This window comes from Ktedonospora formicarum, assembly GCF_016587355.1.
GTDB lineage: Bacteria > Chloroflexota > Ktedonobacteria > Ktedonobacterales > Ktedonobacteraceae > Ktedonobacter > Ktedonobacter formicarum.
In genome coordinates this window covers 1,992,379-2,011,490 of sequence record NZ_BNJF01000001.1, presented here as the reverse complement: position 1 = coordinate 2,011,490, position 19,112 = coordinate 1,992,379, and the positions used below count along the sequence as shown (strand labels likewise).

19 protein-coding genes are annotated in these 19,112 nt (G+C 50.4%); 8 read left to right on the top strand and 11 right to left on the bottom strand.

All coding sequences use genetic code 11. From position 1 onward, the window contains the following. Window positions 1–172: 172 nt before the first annotated feature. Complete coding sequence (locus tag K3T82_RS08600) at window positions 173–1,018, bottom strand: PIG-L family deacetylase (protein ID WP_220193068.1); 846 nt, start codon at window positions 1,016–1,018, stop codon at window positions 173–175. A 451-nt stretch (window positions 1,019–1,469) separates the two neighbouring features. On the opposite strand from K3T82_RS08600, the gene K3T82_RS08595 reads away from it, so the two are divergent. Then, a complete protein-coding gene (locus K3T82_RS08595) occupies window positions 1,470–2,255 on the top strand; it encodes a phosphate signaling complex PhoU family protein (RefSeq protein ID WP_220193067.1) in 786 nt (261 codons plus the stop codon). 152 nt (window positions 2,256–2,407) lie between these two features. Here the strand turns inward: K3T82_RS08595 and K3T82_RS08590 are convergent, their stop codons facing one another. Continuing rightward, complete coding sequence (locus K3T82_RS08590; RefSeq protein ID WP_220193066.1) at window positions 2,408–3,151, bottom strand: SGNH/GDSL hydrolase family protein; 744 nt, start codon at window positions 3,149–3,151, stop codon at window positions 2,408–2,410. 82 nt (window positions 3,152–3,233) lie between these two features. Beyond that, the gene (locus tag K3T82_RS08585; RefSeq protein WP_220193065.1) at window positions 3,234–3,797 is read right to left on the bottom strand and encodes a beta-class carbonic anhydrase; all 564 of its coding nucleotides are present in this window, start codon (window positions 3,795–3,797) and stop codon (window positions 3,234–3,236) included. A gap of 333 nt (window positions 3,798–4,130) precedes the next feature. Between K3T82_RS08585 and K3T82_RS08580 the strand changes: the two genes are divergently transcribed. Then, window positions 4,131–5,315 carry a HEAT repeat domain-containing protein gene (locus K3T82_RS08580; protein WP_220193064.1) on the top strand — a complete coding sequence of 395 codons (1,185 nt, stop codon included), beginning with the start codon at window positions 4,131–4,133 and terminating at the stop codon, window positions 5,313–5,315. Between the two features lie 98 nt (window positions 5,316–5,413). Here K3T82_RS08580 and K3T82_RS08575 read toward each other — a convergent pair whose 3' ends face one another. Continuing rightward, window positions 5,414–6,094, bottom strand: coding sequence for an SRPBCC family protein (locus K3T82_RS08575; RefSeq protein ID WP_220193063.1), 681 nt, complete (start codon window positions 6,092–6,094; stop codon window positions 5,414–5,416). 367 nt (window positions 6,095–6,461) lie between these two features. Here K3T82_RS08575 and rplI point away from each other — a divergent pair, with 367 nt between their 5' ends. Next, the gene (rplI, locus tag K3T82_RS08570) at window positions 6,462–6,926 is read left to right on the top strand and encodes a 50S ribosomal protein L9 (protein ID WP_220193062.1); all 465 of its coding nucleotides are present in this window, start codon (window positions 6,462–6,464) and stop codon (window positions 6,924–6,926) included. Between the two features lie 142 nt (window positions 6,927–7,068). Here rplI and K3T82_RS08565 read toward each other — a convergent pair whose 3' ends face one another. Next, the gene (locus K3T82_RS08565) at window positions 7,069–8,664 is read right to left on the bottom strand and encodes an NAD(P)H-hydrate dehydratase (RefSeq protein WP_220193061.1); all 1,596 of its coding nucleotides are present in this window, start codon (window positions 8,662–8,664) and stop codon (window positions 7,069–7,071) included. A gap of 320 nt (window positions 8,665–8,984) precedes the next feature. On the opposite strand from K3T82_RS08565, the gene K3T82_RS08560 reads away from it, so the two are divergent. Further along, complete coding sequence (locus K3T82_RS08560; protein ID WP_220193060.1) at window positions 8,985–10,022, top strand: TRM11 family methyltransferase; 1,038 nt, start codon at window positions 8,985–8,987, stop codon at window positions 10,020–10,022. A gap of 64 nt (window positions 10,023–10,086) precedes the next feature. Further along, complete coding sequence (gene pgsA / locus K3T82_RS08555) at window positions 10,087–10,701, top strand: CDP-diacylglycerol--glycerol-3-phosphate 3-phosphatidyltransferase (RefSeq protein WP_220193059.1); 615 nt, start codon at window positions 10,087–10,089, stop codon at window positions 10,699–10,701. Between the two features lie 202 nt (window positions 10,702–10,903). Here the strand turns inward: pgsA and plsY are convergent, their stop codons facing one another. Beyond that, window positions 10,904–11,587, bottom strand: a complete 684-nt coding sequence (gene plsY / locus K3T82_RS08550; RefSeq protein ID WP_220193058.1) for a glycerol-3-phosphate 1-O-acyltransferase PlsY — start codon at window positions 11,585–11,587, stop codon at window positions 10,904–10,906. A gap of 253 nt (window positions 11,588–11,840) precedes the next feature. Next, on the bottom strand, window positions 11,841–12,713 hold the full coding sequence (locus tag K3T82_RS08545) for a pantoate--beta-alanine ligase (protein ID WP_220193057.1): 873 nt from the start codon (window positions 12,711–12,713) through the stop codon (window positions 11,841–11,843). Window positions 12,714–12,884: 171 nt separating this feature from the next. On the opposite strand from K3T82_RS08545, the gene K3T82_RS47585 reads away from it, so the two are divergent. Continuing rightward, on the top strand, window positions 12,885–13,439 hold the full coding sequence (locus K3T82_RS47585) for a DUF5679 domain-containing protein (protein ID WP_236031062.1): 555 nt from the start codon (window positions 12,885–12,887) through the stop codon (window positions 13,437–13,439). Between the two features lie 661 nt (window positions 13,440–14,100). Then, window positions 14,101–14,619, top strand: coding sequence for a transcription elongation factor GreA (gene greA / locus K3T82_RS08535; protein ID WP_220193056.1), 519 nt, complete (start codon window positions 14,101–14,103; stop codon window positions 14,617–14,619). 87 nt (window positions 14,620–14,706) lie between these two features. Here greA and K3T82_RS08530 read toward each other — a convergent pair whose 3' ends face one another. From K3T82_RS08530 to K3T82_RS08515, 4 genes are all read right to left on the bottom strand, one after another. Continuing rightward, window positions 14,707–15,810 carry an aminopeptidase gene (locus K3T82_RS08530; RefSeq protein WP_220193055.1) on the bottom strand — a complete coding sequence of 368 codons (1,104 nt, stop codon included), beginning with the start codon at window positions 15,808–15,810 and terminating at the stop codon, window positions 14,707–14,709. A 67-nt stretch (window positions 15,811–15,877) separates the two neighbouring features. Continuing rightward, window positions 15,878–17,200 carry an MFS transporter gene (locus tag K3T82_RS08525; RefSeq protein ID WP_220193054.1) on the bottom strand — a complete coding sequence of 441 codons (1,323 nt, stop codon included), beginning with the start codon at window positions 17,198–17,200 and terminating at the stop codon, window positions 15,878–15,880. A gap of 65 nt (window positions 17,201–17,265) precedes the next feature. Beyond that, window positions 17,266–17,400, bottom strand: a complete 135-nt coding sequence (locus K3T82_RS49820) for a hypothetical protein (RefSeq protein WP_420799297.1) — start codon at window positions 17,398–17,400, stop codon at window positions 17,266–17,268. Then, window positions 17,397–18,095 (bottom strand): winged helix-turn-helix domain-containing protein, encoded by a 699-nt coding sequence (locus K3T82_RS08515; RefSeq protein ID WP_220193053.1) that lies wholly within the window; start codon window positions 18,093–18,095, stop codon window positions 17,397–17,399. The genes K3T82_RS49820 and K3T82_RS08515 overlap by 4 nt, the downstream gene beginning before the upstream one ends. A 216-nt stretch (window positions 18,096–18,311) precedes the next feature. Between K3T82_RS08515 and K3T82_RS08510 the strand changes: the two genes are divergently transcribed. Continuing rightward, a complete protein-coding gene (locus tag K3T82_RS08510; protein WP_220193052.1) occupies window positions 18,312–19,061 on the top strand; it encodes a hypothetical protein in 750 nt (249 codons plus the stop codon). Window positions 19,062–19,112 lie beyond the last annotated feature (51 nt).

Sequence of the window (19,112 nt, the reverse complement as noted above, 5' to 3'; positions counted from 1 at the left end):
CGGTGGGTCCTGTGCTTGCCGAAGCGAAGCGCCTACAAATGATGGCGCTCCTCGTCTGCAAGATCGGTTGATTTAAAGCTCGGGATCGTAGCTCGTCGAACCTTTATTCAAGGTATGGTGGAGCTATTGGTATGGCAACTACACTGACGCATTTAGGTTCTTATAGAAGGGGTTATTTATCCTCAACATGAGCGAAGAGGTCATTCTCACCCATCACGTCATCACCAATGCGAGAGGTCGCGAGTTGATAGTATTCGGTTGAGTTCAGTTTGCGCTGAAATTCGGGGAGCATCTGAGCGACCGGGTTACTTGGGTTAACCTGTGTGCGATGCTGTGAACCTGCGAGCACTTTATCATCACGCCAGCGTTCAACATCCAGCACAACAGTGAGTTGGTCTTCAGTCAGCCCGAGGAGGTGAGGGTCAACATTCTTGAACGGCCCGCCCGAATCTTGCTCTTGTAGCCATTCCGCCATAGTCAGAATTTGATGGCGCGTCATGGCAGTATAATAGAGCTTGGAGGCTGAGTGAGGGGCTCCAAGTTCCGGGTAAAGCGCGGAATCGGCTGCGGCATGGAAGGCACTGGTTGTGTAGCGATAGATAGCCAGGTGATCTGGATGCCCATCATTGCCTGTTTCATCGAATGTAACTATAACCTGGGGGCGAAACTGGCGAATGATCTCGACCAATCGGCCTACAACCTCGGCGGGGCGCGCGCGTAAGAGTGCCTGTGGATCGCGATTGTCAGGCGCACTCAGCACACCTGAATCGCGATACCCTAAGAACCAGAGATGTTTGACACCAAGTAAACTGGCCGCCATCCTCATCTCATCTTCGCGGATCTCACCCAGGTCATGGCGTGTCTTGAGCATCGGGTCAGAGGTCTCACCAACTTCTCCACGTGTCGCGTAGATAAGACCTGTCTCCACATTAGCAGCGCGATAGTGCAAGAGCGCTCCACCAATTAATCCCTCATCGTCAGGGTGCGCAAAAACGCCGAGTAGTCGTTTCGTTGACATGGCTCTTTCCTTTGCGTTTTTTCTTTCACGGGATGGAACTTCTTTAATGTATCGTATTCCTAGAAGTGCTGTCAACAGTAGAAGCCTGATAGGTGGAAGAAGCTCTTGCCTGTTTTTATACCCATCCTTTTAGATTAGAGCGAATCGCCGCTCTAATACTCTATATTTCTTCGCTTGAATATGTTACACTATATCTTGCGATGTGAAGAAAAGCACCGCAGGAGAGCATCAAACGCTCGAAGACTGTAAGCCGCTTTAGCCTATCTACAGGACCCAGACAGTTGAATACTACTTATCCGAAAACCTGAGCGTGTGCTTATTGCTACGAACCCCAACATTGCCTTAATGTCAGCGCTAGCTAATGTGCTCAGGGGTTTGCTAAGGAGTGCGTGCTAGCCGCGATAACGGCGTTGGTTTTCGCGTGAGGCCATTAAGGAGTGTGTTGCGAAAAATGTCACGTTCGGTTTTAGATAGAGAGCTACAAGAACTGGATGAGCAGATCATCCGCCTGGGAATGCTGGTTGACGAAGCTCTAGGCCGAGCTTTGGAAGCCTTGGGATCTGGCGATATCGCGAAGGCTGGCATGGTCATCGAAAGCGATACGCTCATTGATAGTCTGCGTACCTCCGTAGAGGAGCGTGCTATTCGCCTCCTGACCCTGCAACAGCCGTTGGGTGGGCGTGACTTACGCTATCTGGCTTCGGTCTTGTCTATTGCGGGTGACCTGGAGCGTACTGGTGATGGCGCGGCAGGCATTGCCCAGAATATTTTGCGTATGATGCCTTTGCGCGGTGATAGTATGCCCCATGTCAAGGTTGAGGCGACCGGGAACAAGACGGATAGCGGTTCGGCGACGATGACTGAGGCTTCCATCATGAAGGGAATCCTCGATCTGGGTAAGGAGGCGCGCCGAGTTTTGCAAGGCACGATGAAAGCTTTTAAGGATCGCGATGTGCGTGCAGCACGCTATATTTGGGAAGAGGATGATGTTGTGGATGTGCGCTATCATATGGTGCGTCATGATCTGATGGCGATGATGGCGGGCGCGCATGCCGTTCCTGCTCTGCAAAACGACTCGCTCATTCTACAGCGTGCCACCTATCTGCTTTGGATGGCGCATAAGCTGGAGCGAGTAGGCGATCATTGCTCCAATATATGTGAGCGCTTACTCTTCATTGTGGAGGGTGATAACTATATCGTCCCCTCCTCATCAAAGAACAATAACGAGGACGCCTGATTACTATCTCGGCGCATCAAATATATCATGCCCCTGCAAGCATCTGCTTTAGAACTAAGCGTTTGCAGAGGGGCACTTGTTTTGGTTATGTTAAGGCATGTCTGTAAGGGGTGCTGCTGCAGCATGCCTACATAAGTTCCTTTGAAGTTTTTTCAGGCGTTAATAGCGCGCCAAAATTTATCTGCGAGTACTGCATAGCCTTTGGCACTGGGATGAAAGCCATCGTTGCTTACGAACTCGGGATGCGCTGTTAATATGCTCTCGTCCGCAAAGAGATCTACCAGCGGGATGTGATTGTGTGCTGCCTCGTGCGCAATTCCATTGTTCCAGCGCTTTATTTCTTGCAGCGTGCTGGTCTTCTGTTCCCTGGTGCGGCCTGAAAAACTGGGTAGCAGCGTTAGATCGGGAAGATTTGCCAGAACTACAAAGGCATGTGTCCCTGTCTGGAGCTGTTTGAGCAGTGTACGCAGGTCGCTCATATAACTCTCATAGGACACACCTCCCACAAAATCGTTTGCTACTAACCAGACTGTGACCAATTCGGGTGAGGTTGAGAGGGTTAGGGGCAATTCTTTTGCCAGCGCGTTATGTAATGTGCTGCCGCTAATCCCAAAGTTGAGGAGGTGTGAGCCACGTGGCAGACGCTGACCAATGAGCGCTACATAGCTCTGCTTATCCGGGTTTGCACTGCCAACACCTACGGCATCGGAGGCTCCCAGCGCAACATATGTCAGCGGTTTTCCAGTGAGCAACTGTTTTCCGTGTGCTGGGCGCGTTGGTGTTGGCTGTACGTTCTGCCCTGTGCCGCCGATAGAGCAGGCACTACAAACGAGTAACAGCGCTAGTAAGAGTAACAGGCTCATGCGTGCTCCCCGAGAATTGAATGGCTGTCTCATACCTTCCCCCCATAATGCTCTCATTTGATCTTTGTACTTTCTATTGTAGAGCATTATGGGGAAGGTGCGCTATCCCTCCCTTTTATTTGTCTTGAGTCACAACCGTGAGGCGCGCGGTTTGAATATCGATTACCAGCCCATGGGTAGATATGCGAGGTAGGAAGGGGCTCTGACGAATGACATCTACCACTTCCTGGACATTGACATGTACGTCGTGAAAGGCACCGAGCCAGCGTAGAAGCCCATTCATATCACCTAGTTTCTCCTGCACGATGAGTTCATGGGGATCGACTCCCAGCGCCTGCATAGTGGCGGTGAGCACTGTTGGATTGACATTTGCTAACCCGCATTCGGTATGTCCGACAACAATGATCTCGCGTACGCCGAGCAAATAGATGCCACCTGCCAGGGAGCGAATGAGATCACTATGCGCGCTTGTACGTTCAGGTGTGGAAATGGTTGCCCCTGCTGTGCGCAGCATCAGCACATCCCCTCGTTGTACGCCGAGCGCCTCCTCAAACAGCGTGACCAGGCGACAATCCATGCACGTCACGATGGCTGTATGTTTCTGTGGTGTATGCCCAATATGTCTAATCTTGCGCTCCTGCGTGAAGCGTTCATTGTGCGCCAGTATCTCCTTAAGCATCGGCTGACTATCCTTTCACTTCACAAGTCAAAGACAAATAGACTCTCTGCTAGAGAGACGTCATCTCGCTCTTAAAATTAGAAACATGCTTGCTCCTTAATAGAAAACCTGAGCGCGTTTGTTACAACTAACATCAACGCTTCGCATAAGAGACCTTTGTGAGTTTAAGGAAATGTAGCGATTGCCGATCAAGAGGAGTACAGGGATGTTTCGTATATGGGTGCCAATGCATCCCTGTACGAAACCGTTCAGGTATGCTATAGTGTCAATATATGCCACATATACGCGCTTGATAGAAGGTTGAATGCTACATCTTTGAAAGATAACGTAAAATTGGTAGAATCAGACAAACTGGAAATACAGCCAGGCTATCTCGGCCCAACGCTCCCTGTTGGGCAACTTCCCCCGAAAGGTGAGCGGCAATGGATCGAGCATCCTGAGCAGCTTCAACAAGCGATTGAGATGCTCAAGAACGCGCCAGTAGTGGCGATAGACGCGGAGTTCATGCAGGTGCGCTCTCGCTCCTTCGATGGCGGCAGCAGCATTCCGCGCCTGTCGCTGTTACAGATCGCCATCGATAACCATTGTTTTGTCATCGATACTTTACGTTTAAAAAACCTCTCGCCATTGAATGCCATCGTGAGCGACCCGGCTGTGGCGGTCTTGCTTCATGGCGCAGGTGCGGATCTGCGCGTTATGGCTGAGCGAGGTATCTTTGTAGCGCATTATTACGACCTGGAGGCTACTAGCCGCTCGATCTTTGGTCAGCATGAATCCTCGCTGGCGGCGATGCTCTGGCGGGCCTTCAATATGCGCCTGGATAAGAGTCTACAGCGAACTGATTGGACACGCCGTCCTTTGCCACCAGCGATGGTCGCCTATGCGGCCCGTGATGCTGAGGTCACATTAGCACTCTATTACTGGCTGGAGCAGCATTTTCATGCTATCTTGCAAAGACATGAGAATGATGGGCAATATGAGGAGGTCGCGCCCTGGATTGAACCATTTTTGCGTGGCACTGCTCATACCTCACCTGAAGTTGCCGTGGCTGAAGCCCGCGCTGATGGACGTATTCGTAACAAAGCTCAGATCTATGCCGACTGTCGGCATGCATTGAAGAGCTTGCGGCACCCTATGCGCCTCAATCGATTGCTACGCTTGCTCTCTGATCTCTCATTGACCAAGCTGGCTCCCGATATTTTACCCCTCTTGCAGGCACCAACCTCTGATGAGCGAGCCGGGAGTGTACGTACTCTGGGACGCCTGGGCATTAAGAGCGCCCTCGAACCTATTCAGGCGTTGCTTCAAGATCCTGTACACGATGTGCGCAAGGCCGCCCAGAATGCCTTGCGTAACCTTGATGAAAGTGAGCCTCGGGAGCAGCGAGCTGTACCAACCAGGACTGTTGATGGCGCGCGAAGTTGGATTGTAGGGATCTCAGATGGCAAGTCCGATAGCGAAGCTACGAGCGATGACAGTGATTGGAAAGCTCGCTTACGTTCGGCTATGGAGTCCTGAACCTGTATATTCACATCGGAATGTTTAGAGTCATGCAGGCGCCCATATGCAGCGGGCTTATGAAAGCGAAGCATGTTCATATCGACGCCTACAGAGTGCTAGGCTTGCGCCCTGGCCTTCCGGGGAAGGCGTGTGCCAACCCAGACGAGGATCAGTAGCGCCGATAGAATGCTGGCCTGTCGTAGACGCGTGGCCCAGAGGCGTTCCTCATCCGCATTCCCCTTGCCAATACGAAGAAGGCGAACAAACCTGAGTGCTAAAGATTGTGGCTCCTGCTCGTTCATGGAGGTGTGGGATGTCAGAAGCACGATATCGTTTGTGGTGGTTGAGCCGCCGGAGGCTGCGCTCCGTTTGAGACGTAACTGCTCGGCCAGTGTAATAAAGAATTGCTGGGTTAACAGTTTGGCGGCTCCTCTGGCGACCAGGGAGGGAACGCTCTTGCCAAATGTCAATTTGCCTTGATAAGCAATAATTGTATTACCGTTGCGCTCATTGAGGTGAAGAGTTCCCTCGCCACCTATGCCCCTCTGTCCTTCGCCCTCCGTAATTATGAAGCGGCAATAGTAGGGATATTGCTGTTCCGTAATTGTAATTTGCCCAGTATAGATGCCCGCGAGCGGTGCCTGACGAATATTGAGCGCGAGGCCGTAGCGATTATTCTCTCGTTCCTCAAGCTGCTCCAGGCTTGTAAGGGCTTGTTGTAGCACTTCTTTGTCCGTTAAACATTGCCACACCTCTTCTGGTGATGCCTGCAATGTATATGTGCCCTCGATATGCATAATGACGCACTTCCTTTGACCTATGGATAAAATAAGGCGATAAAGTGTATGTTGAAAAAGTACCGAGGAATAGAACTCGGTGAATAATTTCTGACGCAATATTCTTATTATACGGGGAGATGCTAAGAAGGCGCAACAGGACAAGCGGGCCTTATAGAGAGAATAAGGTAAATTGGCCTATAGTTGGTGTTGGTAATTGTAATCTCTTCTGATAACTGCCTCTGCCCGAGCAGCGGGTCATCTTCCCTTTGAGTTCCTAAGATGCGAAAGCTTGCGTTCGTATCGTGCAAGGTGTATACTAGCAGCCGTATCATACGCGTGAGGTAGTCGGGTCTTTGCCCCGCCTCTGTAAGGAGATGAACGAGCAGTGAAAGTAATTCTTTTAAAAGATGTGCAGGGTTTGGGAAAGGCCGGGGACCTGAAAGAGGTCGCGAACGGGTATGCCCGTAACTATCTCTTGCCGCAGAAGATTGCGGCTGGTGCTACGCCCAGCCTGATCTCGAATCGCACACAGCGCATTGCCGCCGAAAAGCGTAAGCAAGAGAAGCTGGATGAGACCAATCGCCAGCTGGCCGAGCGCCTTGGTCAGGTAACACTCACCTTTAAGGCAAAAGTTGGTGCCCAGGGTCGCCTCTATGGCTCAATTACCAGCCAGGATATTGCCACCGCCCTGCGTGACTCGGAGAAACTGACGGTAGATCGCCGCTCTATTGAGCTTTCTGAGCCGATTCGTGCTTTAGGCACTTTCGGCGTGCCCGTCAAGATCGCTCCCCAGTTGGAGCCCAAGCTGACCGTCAACGTTGTTGACGAGGCGGGCGCGGTCACAGCCTAAGAGGTTTCTATGAACCCAGAGGTGTTGCCCACTGTAATGTCACTGGGGGAAGCCTGGCAGGAGTGCCACTCTCAATACTGAAGAAGGGGCAGTGGTGTGGATGTAATATTTATTGCATCTACACCACTGCCCCTTCTCCTATTTAACGTTCAGTGATATCGCTGCCTTCCTCAAAACTGGTATGGAGGATATCGCGCATAACGCGTGGAATTTGAGGTAAGAGGTCGGAGGCTAGCAGCCCCGCATCTCCCAACTCGGAGCTTACGCGTTCGGCTGCGCAACTGTGCAGGTAGACCCCCAGACTTGCCGCATCAAAAGGGATGAGCCCCTGGGCCAGGAAGCCTGCGATCATGCCTGCTAGTACATCTCCTGTACCAGCGGTTGCCAGTGCAGGATTCGCCTTCCAATTGATGCGTGTTTCCCCCAAGGGCGAGACAACTAGTGTACAAGCTCCCTTTAGTACGAGAATTACATTCCATTCTCGCGCTTTCTCACGTGCCAGTTGCAGGCGATCAATGGAACCACCAGAGACTTTTAGGCTATCGCAAAGGCGTCCCATCTCGCCTGGATGGGGGGTGATGACTGTCCCCTCGGGTAGCAAAGTCCACCAGTGTTCAAGTGCTGACAGGTTATTCAGACCATCAGCATCGATGATGAGGCGTGGACGCTTGTTTGGGGGCTGGTTGCGCAGGTCTTCAAGTACCTGGAGAATGGTTTCGCGAGTCTCTGGCGATTGCCCCAATCCCGGACCCATCAAGAGTGCTCGATAACCAGGAAGATGCTCGGTGAGCGCCTGGGCTCGATCATGTGCTTGGCCTCGACTAATCTCACTCTTCGGTTCTTCCGGCAAGATGGCGAAGGTCGCTTCATGGAATGAGCTTGCATAAGTGGGAAGCATCTTTTCCGTCACGGCCAGCGTAATCAGGCCCGCCCCTGCCCGTGCTGCGCTGCTGCCTGCCAGGTAGGCCGAGCCAGGATAGGGCTGGGAGCCGCAAAAAAGCATTACCTTGCCAAAGGTTCCTTTATTGCTATTGAGAGGCCGTTTGGGTAGAGAAGCCCGGCACAAGCCTGTATTAAGCATTTCCGTGGAGAGGTTGTGCTCTAGGGTAGGTGGTAGGGCAATACTTCCTACATGAAGCTCACCAATAAAGTCTCGCGCTGGGAAGAAGAAGAAGCCAATTTTGGGACAGGCTAGCGTAATCGTCATATCCGCCCGGAGCGTCCCTGGATCGACCTCGCCACTATCTGTATGTACGCCAGTTGGCTGGTCGATTGCTACAACGCGAAGGTCAGGACGTTGTTTGCGCTCTCCTTCAACGCGTGCTAACAAGGCGCGCATATCTTCGTTGAGAGGGCGTGACGTTCCTGTTCCCAGGAGTGCATCGATGACGTAGTCCGCGCTTTGTAGCCCACTTGTGAGCTCTTTGTCTATTTGTTGCTCAGCGATTGGCTGCCCACGTATGGTAAGTTCGTGGGTCTTCCATGTGTATAGGCTGACCAATGCCCCGGCTCTTGCTAGGTTGTCTGCCATGATCATCCCATCACCACCATTATTGCCTGGACCAATCAGGAAGAGGACTTCCAGATCATTGATTGAATGATGTGGCAGTAATTGTGCCATGAAAATGTCAGCGGCGCTCTGGCCCGCATGCCGCATGAGGATAGGAGACGTCAGGCCATATTGGTGTTCGGCCTGGGCTTCAAGTTCTCTCATCTCCGCGACGGTAACGATATGCATGACGGCCCTCCAAGCCTTCTACATGTGTGGATTTGTGGATTGATCGCTCTGATATGTCCTTACCTATTGTAAAGGATTGGTAATCTCTCGAGATAGTTTTAACATATGTCAAACTCTGCTGTAGATGGCGACAATGCCTGTAATCCCTTACTCCAAAGTATATTATATGTCAATGGGCCGCTGCCTGTCTGCCTCAATTACATGTCGTAACTCCTTTAAAGAGCTCGCGCTCCTAAACCCCTGGTGAAGTTAAACGAAGAACTGAGAGAGTTTGTTAGATGCGCTTTTTATAAAAAGCAGGCTATGCTATACTGGCGCTTATGAAACTTGCTTTAAAGATTACGCCACAACGTAGTACACAATACATGCATATGGCGGATGCTCTCGCTCTGCCTGAATTGCTGACCAGCCCGCTAAGGAAGAATATTGTTAGCGCGGAAATCATACACTTGGCTGGACAAGGGTATGTGCTGGCTGAGTTTTCAGAGGAGACAGCTCTTACGCCCGACTCTCTGAACATTCTGGGGCGCCTGGGTGCGACCAGCGAGATCTATGTCTATTATGAGCGGATAGGAGAAGTTGAGGGACCCCTATTACACCCCCTTGCCTCGCCATTTACTCCGTTTCTGCCATATGAGATTGCCGAGGCGAGACGCTATAAAGGGAAAACGAATGAGCTTTTCACGCGCGTGTTGCTCAACGTTGCGATTTTTGCTGGAGCTTACGCCGAGAAATACAACGAGCGTCTACGCGTACTAGATCCCCTGGCTGGAGGTGGCACCACGCTTTTTCTGGCGCTTGCGGCTGGTTACGACGCTTTTGGTATTGAGATGCAACGCCAGGACGTCGAGACTACAGCAGGCTACATTCGCCAGTATTTAACCGGTGAGGGTTTTCCTTTTAAAGAAGTTGATGAGCGTGGGCGTAAGGCTGGACGCCGTTATCAGTTTGAGATAGGACGCAAAGGGCAGAAGATCACACGTTCATCTCTGGAGGATATACGTTCGCTGGTCCTGGCCCATGGGAATACCATCGAGGCGACCTCACATATGCGTGAGATACAGGGGGGACCACATATGCATGCTATTGTTGGTGATCTTCCCTATGGCATTCAGCATTTTGGCGAGCTTTCAAATCTCTTGCGGCAGGCCCTTCCCGTTTGGGAACGTATGTTGTTACCAGGGGGAACGCTGGCTCTGGCATGGAATGCTACACGCGTTGAGCGAGCCGCGCTGATAGATGTGATACAAACCAACACTCGTTTGCGTATCCTTAATGAGTCACCGTATAGCCAATTTACCCATGCCGTAGATCGTGTCATCAAGAAGCGTGATATTCTGGTTGCGGTGGCTGAATAGGCCTCCTCAACCAGCATCTCCCTCTCGGCGGAAAACAAATTAAGCTGATATTGAGGTGTATTAGATGCGGAATGTTCCCAATATATTGAGTATCAGTCGACTGATCTCTACCGTCATTGTGTTTATATTAATCCTGGTCAATCAGCAATGGGCCTATCTGGTGGGCACTGTGCTCTTCGCGCTCTCCGCGTTCACTGACTATTTCGACGGATATCTTGCGCGGCGCTATAATCTAGTCTCTTCGCTAGGTGTTTTTCTTGATCTCACTGCGGATAAAGTGTTTGTGGTGGCTATACTGATTGCTTTGCAGGCAGTGGGGCTGGTCTCGCCCTGGATTGTTTTTATCATCGTGACGCGTGAGTTTCTGGTTTCGGGCCTGCGCTCGGTTGCTGCGGCGCAGGGTAAGGTTATACCAGCAGGTAAGTGGGGCAAGCAGAAGACGTTTATTACGCTTGTTGCGATTGGCGTGGTGTTGCTGGCGAAGGGGTTGGGCGCACATCTACTTTCGCTCTTTCCCTGGATGCTTACATTCGACAGCCAAACTCTGGTCTTCAATGAATTGCTACTCCTGGTAGGTGATGTACTCTTGATCCTGGCGACTATCTGGACTATTTTCTCCGGGATTGAATATACTGTTGGGGCGCTCCCCATCTTTCGTACTGAGGCCAAGAAGGACTAATAACATGAGAAGTCGTTGAGGGCGGTTCTCTCTCCCGTTCAGGGCTTCTCCCTGCCTCTGGTGGTTAACAGGATGGCATATGATAGTGGCTGGATTGCCTTCGGCGGTTCAGCCACTATCATATGCTTTTTTTAGATATTTAAAACCTTTGAAATGAGCAAGGAAGCGAAATTGACTTCATATGTGGATGAGGGAGAGGGGATTAGGGGGCTGGTGTGGTTGTGCTGGTATCGACGCGCTGCCCGATCTTGCGTTCAGTACCTGAGAGGAGGCGTTTGATGTTATCGATGTGGAAGAGAATAACCAGGGTGGGGGCGATAATCAGGAAGAGCAGTTGCTGAATGCCAATATGTATAGGGAAGGCTGGATTGGCGAGCGTGAGCACGAAGAAGAGAACACCACAGAGAAGCATACAAGCTGATCCCAGAATTGAGCCTAACGAGACGAAGCGGGATGTCGCGATGGTTATTGCGGTCACAATCAAGCTGATCAGGAAGATAATGGGTGAGATAATGAGCAGTGCCCCCGCGCCAGTTGACACCCCACGTCCTCCCTTGAAGCCAATAAAGACCGGATAGCAATGCCCTAAGAGCGCCAGAATTCCAGCGATTGATGGTCCCCAGCCACCCGCATTGAGCGCAGGGACGAGAAGTGCCACCAGTGCTGGACCAACGCCTTTGGAGATATCAACCAGGAAGACGATTGCGGCGGGGCCTTTGCCAAGGGTGCGTAATACATTGGTGGCACCAATCTTGCGACTCCCATGGTTGCGTATATCAAAATCTTTGCCTCGTAAGATTTTTCCTAGCCAGTAACCGGAGGGGATTGAGCCCCATAAATAGGCGATAAGAGCGATCAGGATACTAGAAAGAATAATGGCAGGCATTCGTGTCTCCTAAAATATGAATGCTGGCGGGAAAAGTCTCCGCCAGAATACTCGGACTCATTATAGATGGAACACATCAAAATTGCTAGACACGTGCTGCCATATAAGGGGCGATTTTGTTCTCCCGAGACCTGTTGATTTCCATCTGTATATAATCGCTCAAGGGGGCCTATCCAATGGTTTACGCACCCTTGAGCGAGAGTTCGCCTGTGAAAAGAGCGATTTCCTGGCGTGAGATGAAATTCCTATTGGCCTATAAACGCCAATTTCCATCGGGCATCCATAAGATATTGTCGATGAAGTAGTATGAGCCAACACGGGCCTTAAGAGCAAAAAGTGTCCCTGGCATTACTCGCTCATATGGCTGAAGTGACCTGGGATCACAGATTGCCAGATTGAGTAGCTCAACGTATGGGTTATTTGCGATTTCTCGGCGCACGATTTGGGCCAGAGAGAGAGCCATGTGTTCGCCTTGTTCGATGTGTTGCTTACATTGCAAAAGGCTGTAGTAGAGCACTGTCGCTGCGTTACGTTCTACCTCCGTCAGGAGCGTATTTCGACTGCTCGTGGCGAGGCCGTTTTTCTCGCGCGTGGTGGGAATGATATGTAAGCTTACATCAATGTGTAAATCATGTATAATTTTATGTATAATTGCAGCCTGTTGGGCGTCTTTCTGTCCTAGGAATGTGATATCTGGTCGTACAATAAGTAGAAGCAGACCGAAGATAGTTGCGAACTCGCGTAAAGCACCAGGATTGTTATTAAAGTTCAGTAATGGATCTCGCATCGGGCCAATGATATCGATAGGGGTCGCGAAGTCAGGCGGAAAGAGTTCTTCATGTCGCGGCATGAAAAGTACATCGATATCGCTGTCCGCGAGTAAGCAAGGATCGGCTTCAGGACCGTGAGTAGTGTCAGGTTCATCGCTACTAGCATCAAAGAGGAGCGGTGTGCGCAGTAAACATACTACTGTGATCTCGCAATGTTCTCGGATGGTTGAGAGCAGCGCTCGGTGCCCTGCGTGTAAGCTTGGCCCATTCATAATAGGAACGAAGCCAACGCTTCCGCGAGTTAACCAGCCACGAGCCGTCTGGATCATTTCGTCAAGGTTCTCTATAACGCGCATAAAGTCGTTTCCTACAATAAGAAGACAAGCCAGCTTTATCGTTGTGCTCTGACAAGCCGTTATTGATATCCTGGCTTGAGTACATTCCGTAGTGTGCTAAACGTATCGTATAAAAGTGGGTAACGTGTCATACTCTAATGTACCGCTCACATTTCTCAAGGAGGTTTTCCTATGCGCCAAGCTCAAATCACCTTGCGTAAAAGCCTTGGTTGGGTGCTTGCTGTTGTTGTTATTGTGTTGTGTGTGTTATTCGGCCTCTTCCAGAAAGCGCGCATGCGGCGGAGCAGAAATGAGAGCGATGAGGTTATTACCTTGCCACCTCGCGTCAACGAAGTTGTCTCACCCCAAGAATATCCTGGGATCCATTCACTGGAAACATCCGACGAGAAGCCTACAATTACAAAAGAGGCACCACTGGAGAGTGTGGAGGATATATTTACGCGGACGCCCGTTACGACCTTACCTAAGGCTCCCTTGGAGCAAGTCCAGGTACCAGTCATACAGGAGACGAGCGAAGAGAGGTCTGAAGTAAAGGGGGATGCCTCCAATGCACCAACGCAAGCTGATAAAGTAGAAGCCATCTTAGAAGTCGCTTACTGTGTCAAGTGCCGTCAGAAACAGACAATGCTCTCTCCTGAGCGCTCAGTCACAAAAAACGGGCGTGCTGCCCTGGTCGGGAGATGCGCGGTTTGCGATACCAAGCTTTTTCGTTTTGTGTCGGCTTGATAGTGTTTGTCTCTCATTAGAATATGCCTGACCGCTTGATGATCTGATCATGAGGAAGTATGGCTTCCGGGCGCTCCTGTTGCCAGTTGTGCACAAGCGTGTAAACATGAGTAATATATATACGAGGTGAAATATACAAGAACGCTCCAGAATAGTGAAAATTTGTCAAGAAATTACTTGACGTTGTGATTTTCACAACGTATAATCACCTTCATGTGTTTGGACACCTATTGTTTCTGCTGACTGTCAGAAGAGGAGAGCGCGTGTTTCTCTCTATGGCCTGGAGGCATACGGGTCCCACACGCAGCTTTTTTTGGGAAACACAGCGAAACATGTCGCCTCGAGAAAAAAGTAGAAAAATGGCATTGGCAACAGGGTATTGTGGTATCTTCGTAGAAAAGAAGACAACGCAAACTGGCTGTCTGCATATTCAACCCTCTTTTCCAAAAAAGAGATAACTGGTGGTTCGCCAGGGGTGGAGAGAGAGGCATTACCTTTCGATATGTATACCAGAGAGGTCCTGGGATGGCGCGCGAGGATTGTATGGGGATTGTAATGTAAAAGAGACTAAGAATAGCGTTTTTCATAAAAAAACTTTGAGGCGGGTATCTGGAGTAAACCGGCTAATTGGTTGAATTCGCGATACCAGGAGGAATTTACAATGAGTATTGGTGGGCAGAGTGAAACGAATTCAGAGCGAAAGATCTATCGCCTGACCCCTGAAGGCTATGCCAAAAAGAAAGCGCGCCTGGAGCTCTTACTTACTGTCAAGCGCAGAGAAGCTGCCGATTATGTGCATGAAGCAAAAGAGGCCGGCGATATCAGTGAGAGCAGCGCGTATGAGGATGCCAAGAACGAGCAAGCAAAAGTAGAGGGTGAGATTATCGAGCTTGAGCACTTGCTTGCAGTTGCTGAGGTACTGACACCAGAGTCCCTGGTGCAACATGATGGCACTGTTCGTATTGGCATGAAGGTCGAACTAGAGAGCGAGAGCGGCGCGAAGCGCGTGTTCAAGATCGTTGAGACCTATGAAGCGGACCCCAAGTCGGGTCTCATCTCCGATCAGTCGCCCGTTGGTAAGGCTTTGATGGGCCATAAAGAGGGTGATGAGGTGAGTGTGACAACACCTGGTGGCGTAACCAGCTATTCCATCCTCTCCATCACTTCTATGTATGAGTAGCACTCTAAGCCAGACACAGAGAGGCGCGGATGCTTCACAGTCATGTGAAGCATCCGCGCCTCTCTGTGTCTGGAGAATCTATACAAGTTAGAAGACAAACTGTCCGTCTTTGCTGAAGAGTTCTCCATCGATACGGATCTCACTTCCCTGGCGGAGATCGCATACCATGTCCCAGTGAAGTGCTGACATATTCTTGCCGCCAACTTCGGGGAAACCATTGCCAAGCGCGAGGTGGATTGTGCCTCCCATCTTCTCATCGAAGAGGATATTTTTGATACAGCGATCTACATCGCGGTTGTTGCCGAAGGCAAACTCGCCCAGGCGGCGTGCCCCTTCGTCCAGGCTGAGCATCTTCTCCAGATAGTCTTGTCCTTGCGCGGCTGTAGCCTCAACGACGACGCCATTTTCAAAACGTAGGCGAACATCCTCAACGGAGCGCCCGTTGACTGCTGCCGGGAAACTGTAACGAATATAACCATTAGCCGATGTCTCGATGGGGCTGGTAAAGAACTCGCCACCTGGGAAATTCTTCTTGCCATCATCATTGATGAAGCTACGCCCCTCAATAGAGAGGGTTAGATCTGTGTCTTTGCCTATGACGTGGATGCTACGCTTCCCTTTGAGCCACTCGACATAGCGCTGCTGTTGGCGTGAAAGTTCTTGCCAACTCGCCACGGGATCTTCGTCGTTGAGTTTGCACGCTTTATAGACAAATTCCTCGAAGTCGCTCAAGGACATATCGGCGTCCTGAGCATAGGCGGATGTGGGGAACATACAGATATTCCACCGTAGCGATCCATCCGCTGAGCGTTTCATATAGTTACCAATAATTTCGCGACGAGACTGTTGTAACAAGGCCATACGTGAGGTATCGACCCCACTCAAGCCTTTTGTATTGTCTGAGCTCTCAATACTGATGAAGGTCTCGAATTCTTCAAAGGTCTGGCGATAGCTGTTGGGGATGTACTGAATTTGCTCATCCGAGCCCTCTTTTAGCAGGATTTCATTGATGCCGGGCAGGCTTACAAAGGTTTCGGGGTGCCCGCCTGCGTGTAGGGCTTCGCGCACGATTTCGCGTATGAGTGGCGCTGCCTGAGGTTGAGCCATTATCGCTACTCGATCACCTTTTTTAACACTAATCGAATAATTGACCAGCACTTTTGCCATGCGTTGTAAACGAATATCACTCATTTGATAGTCTCCTTTAAAAAGATGTGATTATAGTATATGATAGGTTTGCTTCTCTATATAGCTTTCTCTATAGAGAACTATCGGCAGATGAGAGCTGTTTATCTGATCTGGGAAAGAGGAACAGACTGATTAGGCCAGCGACTCCCACCAGACCGCCGCATATACCGAATAGTATGTCAACACGGATAAACTGACCTAGCGTGCTTGCCAGTGTGGCAGAGAGCAGGCTGAAGCCAAACATGCCTGTCTCAATGACAGACATCACACGCCCCATCATTGCTCGTGGTGTCACGTTTGTGACCAGAGGTCCAAAACCAATGTTGAGCCCCGCCTGGGGTATGCCGAGCAGAAAGTTTAGAATCAGGGCGGCAAGGAAAACAGTCTGATAGGAGTAGACAACCAGCCCTAGACCGAGAAGTGCGATTCCTCCTGAGACGAGCCATTGTGGCCTGAGCTTCTTCGCAAGTAGGCCACATATAACCGCCCCTGCCAGGGTGCCAATTCCGCCAACAGCCATCAATGAACCATAGAGAGTCGTTGGAGCGTGCAGGCGTTGTTCAACAAAGACAATATCGAGTGTATTGAGGGCTCCAGCACCTAACATGGCAAGTAATGACGTAAAGATGAGAACCAGAAGGGTGCGTGTCTTAAAAACAAAACCCAGGCCATCCTTAAATTCATTCACTACCAGATTGATGCCTTGCTTGGCAGCTTGTTCTTGTGACTTGAAGGCATAGGGATGGGCGAGTTCGCGGCGAACCCGAATCAGGCCGATGCAGAGCGCAGAGGCGCCGAAGGATAGCGCGTTGATTATCAGGGCGACGGTAGGCCCTGCCAGCGTATAGACAGGTGTGGCGATGGCTGGACCCAGAATAAAGGATATCGCCATCATGGTTTGGCTTACGGATGCCGCCTGACCCCTCTGCTCTTCTGGCACAATGACCTGTAGTAGCCCTGCCTTGGCTGGCGCGAAGAAGCGTGAGAAGGCTCCCAGAGCGAAGACGCTTATGTAAATGATAGGAAGACGTAAGGCACCCGCTACTAGAAGTGGGAGTAGCGTCAAGCCTACTCGTACGAGATCGGCAATGAGCATTGTGTGGCGTCTGTTCCAACGGTCTACAAAGACACCTGCGATTGGCCCTATAAGGAATATTGGCGCGTATTCCGCAATCCAGATGCTACCAACCGCCGCCGCCTGGTGTGTTAGATCAAATATCCAGACCAAGAGCGTCGTGGTGAAAAAAAAGTCGCCTATGTTGGAGATGCCTTGCGCCGTCGCGAGTAAGACAAAATTGCGATTCCGCCAGAGCCTGGACACTTCCGTTGTGTTGGAGGTAGAGGTGTTTATTGGTGGATGAGTATGCTCATCTATGTTTGTATCGGCATGCATATATATGTCCTTTGCTTCCCTGCCGGGAGTGCATAGCGATGCTTATATCATTGTGGGACGATTGTTTATTGGTGACGGATACTCATCAAGTAGTCATAGACATCCTGAGGAGCTTGCAAGCGGCCTATCAGGGTAAAACTCTCAACTGTAGCCTGAACTAATTCCAGGCTGATACCCTTAGCGAAAAAGCAGAGCCCTATGACATTGATATGCAGGCGTTCCCCCGCTCCATGGCATGCACCAGATGATCTCTGCTGACACGGTAAGCCCCTACAATTGATACCTGTTGTGTTGATGCGTTATGCTCATCGGTTATTGTGGTTGTGGGCATTGAGGTACCCTGCTCTGGTTCGGGATAATTAAATTGGACATGGACAAATTCGCGCTCTCCCTCTCTTCCGCGCGGTGTCTCATATTCCTTGAATAGCACTTGTACCTTGCTGAAGAGTTCTTGTAGCTCGCCTGGTATCACATAGAGACGTCCTAGGGAGAAGGAAAAATCGGCTTGAGGTATAGCCCCCTTCTCTAGGGTGCGGCGGAACACGCTTATATATTCATTGCTTGCCTGTTCAAGCAGATTTTCGACTGCTGCTATAGCTTCGTCTTGGGGACCTGAGGCGAAGAGTGCTTTCGAGGTACGAATCTCACGTGCGATAGCCAGGTAATACTTTTCAAGAATGCCGCCCTTTTCACGTGTTTCGACCAGTTTGAGGAGACCAACCTTTTCCAACTCGCGTACGTGGTAATGGATTTTGGCTGGTGCCTGACCAATAATTTCCGCCAGTTGAGTTGCGGTCATTGGTTTCTCCTTTAAGGTATCCATAATACGCACGCGCAGAATATCGCTGATCGCGCGGAGCTGTTCCAGGGTTGTGATGTCATAGTGATCAAGCATTTTTTATTTACCAGCTTTATTTTATCGATCAAATTTATTTGATCGTGTAAAAAGAATAAACTAACAAAGATCTGGTTGTCAAGAGGGAGTTCATGCCATTTCTATTGACATGCACCTTCTAGCTCAGTAATATGAAAATCACACGGAGACAAGTCCTGGTCAATGTGGTAAGAAGTTGGGTGGTATTCCCTGAATTGGAGCGACAAGGAGCAGACGGTGTTAACATTCGAAGATGTGACGAAGCACTTTCTGGAGTCGGCAGCACAAATCGGGCTGGTCGCGCATCCCGAATACTGGCTGAACTCACAAACGCTGGAGCGCGAATTCGCCTGTACCTATCATAGTGGTGTTTGCGAAGACGCAGATAAACGAAGCTCATGCCTACTTTCTTTCGCTTGGGGCCCCCTTGATACAGTCCTCTCGCGAGAAGGACCAGTAGGAATCTGTGAGTTCTTTCATGAGCCGGATGCGAATTGCCTCCATTTGCAGACTCACGAAATCCCTTCTCTCTCTCTGGAACTCTCATATACCTTGCCTCTTCAGGGACAGGCTGTTTCGGAGGAGGCCCTCCTCTCATTCATGAAGATGCTTCGGTTACATGCAGGTGAGCACAGCCAGCGCACGATGGAGACGAGTCCGTCAATGAGCATGAGGCTTCATGAGAATCGCCTTGTCGCTGATAGCTTAACATTGCAGCAGCGTGTTGAGCTACCGATCTGGCATCCTGAGGGAATGCGTGGTTTGTTTGAGGAACCTGTTGTGCAGGCGCAAGAGCATGTAGTGCGCAGTGTAAAACGCCGAGATGACGGTGTTGAAGAGGTCGAGATTTTTGTTGATAATCCTCGCCCTGAGGAATGGCTACCGCAAGTAGTATTAGAGGTGTCTCAGGACGTCCAACGAGTGCTTTCTGCTCTAGATTCTGTTCGTGTCATGCAGCACCAGGATAATGTGTCGGATAATCAATAGGGGAAATAAGGGATGATGAGCATACAAAACCATTCCCTCTTTCAAAGCAAG

Excerpts from the sequence above, each read along its gene's own strand:
- K3T82_RS08585 (WP_220193065.1), bottom strand. The coding sequence starts at position 3,797 with ATGCTTAAGGAGATACTGGCGCACAATGAACGCTTCACGCAGGAGCGC.
- K3T82_RS47585 (WP_236031062.1), top strand. The coding sequence starts at position 12,885 with ATGCGCCAAGCTCAAATCACCTTGCGTAAAAGCCTTGGTTGGGTGCTT.
- K3T82_RS08530 (WP_220193055.1), bottom strand. The coding sequence starts at position 15,810 with ATGAGTGATATTCGTTTACAACGCATGGCAAAAGTGCTGGTCAATTAT.
- K3T82_RS08595 (WP_220193067.1), top strand. The coding sequence starts at position 1,470 with ATGTCACGTTCGGTTTTAGATAGAGAGCTACAAGAACTGGATGAGCAG.
- K3T82_RS08545 (WP_220193057.1), bottom strand. The coding sequence starts at position 12,713 with ATGCGCGTTATAGAGAACCTTGACGAAATGATCCAGACGGCTCGTGGC.
- pgsA (WP_220193059.1), top strand. The coding sequence starts at position 10,087 with ATGCGGAATGTTCCCAATATATTGAGTATCAGTCGACTGATCTCTACC.
- K3T82_RS08600 (WP_220193068.1), bottom strand. The coding sequence starts at position 1,018 with ATGTCAACGAAACGACTACTCGGCGTTTTTGCGCACCCTGACGATGAG.
- K3T82_RS08575 (WP_220193063.1), bottom strand. The coding sequence starts at position 6,094 with ATGCATATCGAGGGCACATATACATTGCAGGCATCACCAGAAGAGGTG.
- K3T82_RS08565 (WP_220193061.1), bottom strand. The coding sequence starts at position 8,664 with ATGCATATCGTTACCGTCGCGGAGATGAGAGAACTTGAAGCCCAGGCC.
- K3T82_RS08515 (WP_220193053.1), bottom strand. The coding sequence starts at position 18,095 with ATGCTTGATCACTATGACATCACAACCCTGGAACAGCTCCGCGCGATC.
- K3T82_RS08525 (WP_220193054.1), bottom strand. The coding sequence starts at position 17,200 with ATGCATGCCGATACAAACATAGATGAGCATACTCATCCACCAATAAAC.
- K3T82_RS08560 (WP_220193060.1), top strand. The coding sequence starts at position 8,985 with ATGAAACTTGCTTTAAAGATTACGCCACAACGTAGTACACAATACATG.
- plsY (WP_220193058.1), bottom strand. The coding sequence starts at position 11,587 with ATGCCTGCCATTATTCTTTCTAGTATCCTGATCGCTCTTATCGCCTAT.
- K3T82_RS08590 (WP_220193066.1), bottom strand. The coding sequence starts at position 3,151 with ATGAGACAGCCATTCAATTCTCGGGGAGCACGCATGAGCCTGTTACTC.
- greA (WP_220193056.1), top strand. The coding sequence starts at position 14,101 with ATGAGTATTGGTGGGCAGAGTGAAACGAATTCAGAGCGAAAGATCTAT.